Source organism: Galbitalea sp. SE-J8 (assembly GCF_030345695.1).
In the GTDB taxonomy this organism is placed as follows: domain Bacteria; phylum Actinomycetota; class Actinomycetes; order Actinomycetales; family Microbacteriaceae; genus JAUASV01.
This window is the reverse complement of record NZ_JAUASV010000030.1, coordinates 23,363-30,770: the sequence shown is the minus strand read 5'-3', so window position 1 is coordinate 30,770 and position 7,408 is coordinate 23,363. Positions and strand designations below refer to the sequence as shown.

Annotated in this window: 8 protein-coding genes; all 8 read left to right on the top strand. The window is 73.3% G+C overall.

Translation table 11 applies throughout. The features are described from left to right. On the top strand, nucleotides 1–1,126 hold a 1,126-nt coding region (locus QT381_RS14720; RefSeq protein WP_289249793.1), incomplete at its 5' end, for an FtsQ-type POTRA domain-containing protein. Nucleotides 1,127–1,808: 682 nt separating this feature from the next. Then, nucleotides 1,809–2,978 carry a cell division protein FtsZ gene (gene ftsZ / locus QT381_RS14715; protein WP_289249792.1) on the top strand — a complete coding sequence of 390 codons (1,170 nt, stop codon included), beginning with the start codon at nucleotides 1,809–1,811 and terminating at the stop codon, nucleotides 2,976–2,978. A 3-nt stretch (nucleotides 2,979–2,981) separates the two neighbouring features. Beyond that, the gene (locus QT381_RS14710) at nucleotides 2,982–3,662 is read left to right on the top strand and encodes a YggS family pyridoxal phosphate-dependent enzyme (RefSeq protein WP_289249791.1); all 681 of its coding nucleotides are present in this window, start codon (nucleotides 2,982–2,984) and stop codon (nucleotides 3,660–3,662) included. 43 nt (nucleotides 3,663–3,705) lie between these two features. Then, nucleotides 3,706–4,176, top strand: a complete 471-nt coding sequence (locus QT381_RS14705) for a cell division protein SepF (RefSeq protein WP_289249790.1) — start codon at nucleotides 3,706–3,708, stop codon at nucleotides 4,174–4,176. Nucleotides 4,177–4,269: 93 nt separating this feature from the next. Continuing rightward, complete coding sequence (locus tag QT381_RS14700; protein ID WP_289249789.1) at nucleotides 4,270–4,572, top strand: YggT family protein; 303 nt, start codon at nucleotides 4,270–4,272, stop codon at nucleotides 4,570–4,572. Between the two features lie 193 nt (nucleotides 4,573–4,765). After that, entirely contained in the window at nucleotides 4,766–5,761 is a 996-nt protein-coding gene (locus QT381_RS14695; RefSeq protein WP_289249788.1) for a DivIVA domain-containing protein, read from the top strand. Nucleotides 5,762–5,816: 55 nt separating this feature from the next. After that, nucleotides 5,817–6,434 (top strand): signal peptidase II, encoded by a 618-nt coding sequence (gene lspA / locus QT381_RS14690; RefSeq protein ID WP_353889790.1) that lies wholly within the window; start codon nucleotides 5,817–5,819, stop codon nucleotides 6,432–6,434. Then, nucleotides 6,434–7,357 (top strand): RluA family pseudouridine synthase, encoded by a 924-nt coding sequence (locus tag QT381_RS14685; protein ID WP_289249786.1) that lies wholly within the window; start codon nucleotides 6,434–6,436, stop codon nucleotides 7,355–7,357. The genes lspA and QT381_RS14685 overlap by 1 nt, the downstream gene beginning before the upstream one ends. Nucleotides 7,358–7,408 lie beyond the last annotated feature (51 nt).

Here is a 7,408-nt window from a genome sequence, read left to right as displayed (position 1 = left end):
GAGCGCCCCGGCCGCGCCGCCCGCGCCGCAGCCGCGCGCGCAGCCCGCGCCGCAGCCGGCCGCGCCACAGCCGCGCGCGCCACAGGCGCGCGCGCAGCCCGCGCGCTCGGATGCCGCCCCCGCGCCGCGCGCCCGGCCCGCATCCGCCCGGCCCGCATCCGCACGATCGGAGTCCGCGCGGGCCGAGCCTGCGCGGGCCGAGTCGGCACGGGCCGAGTCAGCACGGTCCGAGTCAGCACGGGCCGGGTCTGCGCGGCCGGGGCGCGCCTCGCCGACCGCCGCCCGCCCCGATCCGAGCGCGACCCTCGAGGAGAAGCGGGCACGGCTCGAGCTCAAGCGGGCCATCCGCGAGCGCCGGCGCTTCGAGCGCGGCGAGGTCAAGCGCTTCACGAAGCGCAGCCGGCGTCGGCGCGTCGCGCTCGTCACGGCGGCCGGCTTCGTGGTCGTGCTGCTCGTGATGCTCGCGGTCGCCGTGTTCTCGCCGATCCTGTCCCTGCGCACGGTCGACGTGCGCGGCACGGACCGCGTCGACCCGGCCACCGTCCGGGCGGCCGCGGCCGACCAGTTCGGCACCCCGCTCGCCCTGCTCGACGTGAACGCGATCGGTGCCCGGCTCGGCGACGATCCGCTCATCGAGAGCTTCACGACCGAGGTCGTGCCGCCCTCGACGCTCGTCATCTCGGTCGTCGAACGGCAGCCCGTCGCGGTCGTCGCGGTCGGCGCGCAGTGGCGGCTCGTCGACCCAGCGGGCGTCGTCGTGCAGTCGCTCGACACGCGCCCGGACGGCGCGCCCGTGCTGCGCCTGCCGGCCGGCGACGGCATCGGGTCGCGCGCGTTCACGGCCGAGATCGGCGTGCTGCTGAGCCTGCCCTCCGACCTGCGCGCGCGGGTCGGCTGGCTCGAGGCCACGACGAGCGACGATGTGCGATTCGGTCTGCCCGACGTGGGTCAGCGCGTGTTCTGGGGCAGCGCGGACGACGGCCCGCTCAAGGCGAAGGTGCTCGCGGCGCTCATCGCGGCGCAGAAGTCGGGCGACAAGGTCGAGTACAACGTCTCCGCGCCGACGAGCCCGTTCGTGGGTGCGATCGCGCCGGACACCACCGACGGCGGCGACTCGGGCGGTTGAGGGGTCGCATTCTGTTGGAATCGGGGAGCGCATACCGACCGGATGCGTCCCCTCAGCGAGAACGGATGCCGCTCCCGCGCGATCGAGGAGCGCCTGCTCGTCGGATGCGAGCTTCCGCGTGGCCGGGCGACGACATCCGTGAGTGCGAGGTCGAGCGCGGGGGCCATCGCGCTGATGATCTCGCTCGGCAGGGTCGCCGCGCGCGCGAGCAAGCGACGGTTGAGGGGTCGCATTCTGTTGGAATAGGGGAGCGCATACCGACCAGATACGTCCCCTCAGCGAGAACGGATGCCGCTCCCGCGCGATCGAGGAACGCCTGCTCGTCGGACGCGAGCTTCCGCGTGGCCGGGCGACGACATCCGTGAGTGCGAGGTCGAGCGCGGGGGCCATCGCGCTGATGATCTCGCTCGGCAGGGTCGCCGCGCGCGCGAGCAAGCGGCGGTTGAGGGGTCGCATTCTGTTGGAATAGGGGAGCGCATACCGACCAGATGCGTCCCCTCAGCGACGGCGCTGGGGCGCTGTGGCGCTATGGCCCTCGTGCGATCGCGCGACACGCGCAGAGCCTGCCGGGTCGGCGCCGCGCATCCGCCTACCCTCGAACACGACCCACCATGGTGAGCAAAACTTTTAATCTCAAGTTGAGGTTGAAGGTTGCCACAGAACCCTCCGGAAGGCGCAGGCTGTGACCTCGAACCAGAACTACCTCGCGGTGATCAAGGTCGTCGGCATCGGCGGCGGCGGTGTCAACGCCGTGAACCGCATGATCGACATGGGCCTGCGCGGCGTCGAGTTCATCGCGATCAACACCGACGCGCAGGCGCTGCTCATGAGCGACGCCGACGTCAAGCTCGACGTGGGCCGCGAGCTCACCCGCGGACTCGGCGCCGGCGCCGATCCCGAGGTCGGCCGACGCGCCGCCGAGGACCACGCCGAGGAGATCGAGGAGGCACTCGCGGGCGCCGACATGGTGTTCGTCACGGCGGGTGAGGGCGGTGGCACCGGCACGGGCGGTGCGCCCGTGGTGGCCCGCATCGCGAAGTCGATCGGCGCGCTCACCATCGGCGTCGTCACGAAGCCGTTCGGCTTCGAGGGCAAGCGCCGCCAGGCGCAGGCCGAGACGGGCGTCGCGAGCCTCAAGAGCGAGGTCGACACCCTCATCGTCGTGCCCAACGACCGCCTGCTCGAGATCAGCGATCGCGGCATCTCGATGCTCGAGGCGTTCTCCACGGCCGACCAGGTGCTCCTCGCCGGTGTGCAGGGCATCACCGACCTGATCACCACCCCCGGCCTCATCAACCTCGACTTCGCCGACGTCAAGAGCGTCATGCAGGGCGCGGGCAGCGCGCTCATGGGCATCGGCTCGGCGCGCGGCGCGGACCGAGCCATCAAGGCCGCCGAGCTCGCCGTCGCGAGCCCGCTGCTCGAGGCCTCGATCGACGGCGCGCACGGCGTGCTGCTCTCGATCCAGGGCGGCTCGAACCTCGGCATCTTCGAGATCAACGACGCGGCCCGGCTCGTGCAGGAGGCAGTGCACGCCGAGGCGAACATCATCTTCGGCGCGGTCATCGACGACACCCTCGGCGACGAGGTGCGCGTCACGGTCATCGCCGCGGGCTTCGACGGCGGCGAGCCGACCGCGAAGCCCGCCGAGCAGCGCCGCACGAACTTCCAGCAGACGGATGCCGACGCGCCGACGTTCCCGGCCGCACCGCCGGCCGCGGCCCCGGCCCAGTCCTCGCCCGCACCGGTCCCGGCCTGGGCCGCCGAGCCCGCGGCTCCCGCGGCGGCGCTGCCGGCGGACCGCACGTTCGACGACGACGACGACCTCGACGTGCCCGACTTCCTCAAGTGACGCGTGACCGCGCCTGACGGAGCGCTCGCCGAGCGGCTCGCCGCCGTGCGGCAGCGGGTGACGGATGCCGCGCGCGCCGCCGACCGCGATCCCGCGACGATCACGACGATCGTCGTCACCAAGTTCCACCCGGCCTCGCTCGTGCGCTCGCTCGCGGGGCTCGGCGTGCGCGACGTGGGGGAGAACCGCCACCAGGAGGCGAGCGCGAAGGCGGCGGAGCTCGCCGACCTGCCGCTCACCTGGCACTTCATCGGCCAGCTGCAGAGCAACAAGGCCCGCGCCGTGCGCCGCTACGCCGCGGTCGTGCACTCGGTCGACCGGGCATCCGTTCTCGATGCGCTCGCGGGCGACGAGCCGCTCGACGTGCTGCTGCAGGTGAACCTCACGGACGATCCGGGCCGGGGCGGCGTCGCGCCGGATGCCGTCGAGCGCCTCGCGGAGCGCGCGGTCGCGACGCGTGGCATCCGGCTGCGCGGGCTCATGGCCGTCGCGCCGCTCGGCGAGCCCGCACGGCCCGCGTTCGCGCGCGTGCGCGAGCTGGGCGAGCGGGTGCGCGCGATCGAACCGGAGGCCTCCGCGCTCTCGATGGGGATGTCCGGCGACTTCGCCGACGCGATCGCCGAGGGCGCGACACACCTGCGCATCGGCACGGCAATCACGGGAAACCGTCCACCTCAGCCTTAGGGTCGCACTGTCCCCGAACGCGCACACCCCCTCAGGAGCTCCGATGGCCAACCCCCTGCGCAAGACCATGGTCTACCTCGGCCTCGCCGACGAGGAGTACGACGACTACCAGCAGCCGGCGGCTCCGGTGGCGCCGACGCCCGTCGTGCACCAGCAGCAGCCAGCGCCTACCCGCGCCGCCGTGACACCCCTGCGTCGCTCGACGCCCGCACGTCAGGCGGGTCACCACGAGATGAACGAGATCCTCACGGTGCACCCGCGCCAGTACAAGGACGCCCGCGTCATCGCCGAGAACTTCCGCGAGGGCATCCCGGTGATCATGAACCTCTCGCAGATGACCGAGCCCGACGCGCGCCGGCTGATCGACTTCGCCAGCGGACTCGCCGAGGGTCTCTACGGCAAGATCGAGCGCGTCACGAACAAGGTGTTCCTGCTGTCCCCGCAGCACGTCGCGGTGAGCGGCGACGCCGCCGAGGACGAGGCGGACATCGACGCGGCCTTCTTCGGCCAGTAGCATCCCGGTCCGCGCTGCGGATCGGCCGATACCCCCGCTCCGGCCGGAGCGGATGCCCGAGCGGGATCCGCTCCGGCCGGTAGTGTTTCGGACGTGTCGCCGATCGTCTCCATCCCCGCCACGATCGTGTACATCGCCATCACGGTCTTCATCGTCGTGATGTGGGTGCGGCTCGTGCTCGACCTGGTGGCCGCGTTCGCACGCGGCTGGCGCCCGCGCGGCATCGGCCTTGTGCTCGCCGAGGCGACCTTCACCGTGACCGACCCGCCGATCAAGCTCGTGCGCCGGCTCGTGCCGCCGGTGCGCTTCGGCGGCATCGCGCTCGATCTGGCCTGGACGATCGTGCTCCTCGTGGCCATCCTGGTCAGCTCCCTCGTGGCCGTGCTCATCGGCTGACCGCCGGCGCGGCGACACGCCCGGGCTCGCGCGAACCGGCGCGGCACGCATGGTGGCCGTCCAGGCGCGCGTTGTACGCTGGACTGCGTCGCGCGCGGGCGGCGGGGGATCAGTCCCGTCCGTCCCGTGACGTACCGGGCGCCGCGATCGACGGCCCCCCGCGCAACCAGCAGATATCCGAGGTGACGCCCCCATGGCTCTGACGCCCGAAGACGTGGTCAACAAGCGATTCCAGCCCACCAAGTTCCGCGAGGGATACGACCAGGACGAGGTCGACGACTTCCTCGACGAGGTCGTGGTCGAGCTGCGCCGCCTCGGCCAGGAGAACGAGGAGCTGCGCCAGCGGCTCGTCGCGAGCGAGCAGCGGGTCGCCGAGGCTCAGCGACAGGCGTCCGCCGCCCCGGCGCCGGCGTTCGGTCAGACCGCGGACCCGTTCGGGGCGCCGCCCGCCGCGCCCGCGCCCGCGTACGTGGCCCCGCAGGTCGACGCGAACCCGCTCGACCCGAACAACACGAACAACCTGCTGCAGCTCGCCCGCCGCCTGCACGAGGAACACGTGCGCGAGGGCGTCGAGAAGCGTGACGCTCTCATCGCCGAGGGCCAGGCTCAGGCGCAGCGCGTGCTGCAGGAGGCCGAGCAGGCCGCGCAGGGCCGCGTGCAGGAGGCCGAGCAGGCCGCGCAGGCGCGCGTGCAGGAGGTCGAGCAGGCCGCCCAGACTCGCGTGCAGGAGGTCGAGCAGGCCGTGCAGGCGCGCGTGGCCGAGGCCGAGGCCGGCGTGCGTGCCCGGGTGCAGGAGCTCGAGCAGCAGCAGCGGGTCCACCTCGGCACGCTCGAGCAGGAGCGCGTCGAGCTGCAGGGCCGCGTCGACGGCCTGAAGGCGTTCGAGCGGGACTACCGCGCCAAGCTCAAGAGCTACATCGAGGGCCAGCTGCGCGACCTCGAGGGTGCGGCGACGACGACGGCATCCGTGCCGGTCGCCGCCCCGTCCGCGACGACCGCTGCGAGCCCGGTGGTCCCGGGCGCGCCCGCCGCGCCGCAGGGCTACCCGGCGCAGCCCGCGCAGGACTACCCCGCTCCGCGCGAGTACGCGGCCCCGGAGGAGTTCTCGGTGCCCGAGTTCTCGGCCGCCGAGGACTACCCGGCGCCGTCGTCGCAGCCGCAGAGCTTCCCCGGTTTTGGCCAGGGCTGACTCCGACGCCGACCCGAGCGTGAGTGCTCCCGCGCCCCGGCGCGGGAGCACTGCCGTGCTCAGCCTGTTCGTCGGCGTCGCCATCGTGGTCTACGGGCTCGACCAGCTCGCCAAGTTCGCCATCACCGAGAACCTCGCCGACGGGGAGCGGGTTCCCCTGGTCGGCGACCTGGTGTCCCTGCACCTCGTCAAGAACCCCGGGGCGGCGTTCTCGCTGCTGTCCGGAACGACCTGGGTGTTCGCGATCGTGGCGACGGCCGTCGCGGTGTTCATCGTCGTGTTCGCGCGCCGCATCCGCTCGCCCGGCTGGGCGGTGCTGTTCGGCCTGCTGCTCGGCGGCACGACCGGCAACCTCACCGACCGGCTCGTGCGCGAGCCCGGCTTCGGCGTGGGCCACGTCGTCGACTTTGTGCAGCTCTGGGGCTTCCCGGCGATCTTCAACGTCGCCGACATGTCCATCGTGGCGAGCATGGCGCTGTTCGTGCTGCTCACCCTGCGGGGCATCGGTCTCGACGGCCGTCGCCACGGCGGCGCGCACCGCGCGGTGAGCACCGACGCCCCGACGGATGCCGTGGACGCGAGCGGGGCCCCTCCCGCCGCGCCCGCCCCCGCGTCCGGAGCGCCCGACGCGTCCGGAGCGGATGCCGCGTCCGGCTCGGGCGAGCGGGCCTGATGCCCGAGTCCCGCAGCCTCCCGGTTCCCGACGGGCTCGCGGGCGAGCGGGTCGACACCGCGCTCGCGCGCCTTCTCGGCTTCTCGCGCACGTTCGCGGCCGAGGTCGCCGACGCCGGCGGCGTGACGGTCGACGGCCGCGCGGCCGGGCGCTCCGACCGGCTGACCGCGGGCACCTGGCTCGAGGTGGAGTGGACGCCGAAGAGCGAGCCGAGCGTCGTGCCGGTCGCGGTGCCCGAGCTCGGCATCGTGTACGACGACGACGACCTCGTGGTCGTCGACAAGCCGGTCGGCGTCGCCGCGCATCCGTCGATGGGCTGGGAGGGGCCGACCGTGCTCGGCGCCCTCGCGGCCGCCGGGTTCCGCGTCTCGGAGAGCGGCGCGGCCGAGCGCGCGGGCATCGTGCACCGCCTCGACGCCGGCACGAGCGGGCTCATGGTGGTCGCGAAGTCCGAGCGGGCGTACACCGAGCTCAAGCGGCAGTTCCACGATCGCGAGGTCGACAAGATCTACCACGCCGTCGTGCAGGGGCACCCCGATCCGTCGGCCGGAACGATCGACGCGCCGATCGGACGGCACCCGGGCGCCGGATGGCGTTTCGCGGTCACGGCGGACGGCAAGCCGAGCGTCACCCACTACGAGACCCTCGAGGCGTTCCGCGCGGCTTCGCTGCTCGAGGTGCATCTCGAGACCGGGCGCACGCACCAGATCCGCGTGCACATGTCGGCGCAGCGGCATCCGTGCGTCGGCGACGCCATGTACGGCGCCGATCCGGTGCTCAGCGAGCGCCTCGGGCTCACCCGGCAGTGGCTGCACGCGATGCGGCTCGCGATCACGCACCCGGCGACGGGGGAGCGCGTCGCGTTCGCCTCGCGCTACCCGGCCGACCTGCAGCACGCGCTCGACGTGCTCGCGGAGGTGTAGTGGCGCGTCCGCGGGTCGGACCGGCCGCCGCCGGTGCTCGCGCGTAGGCTG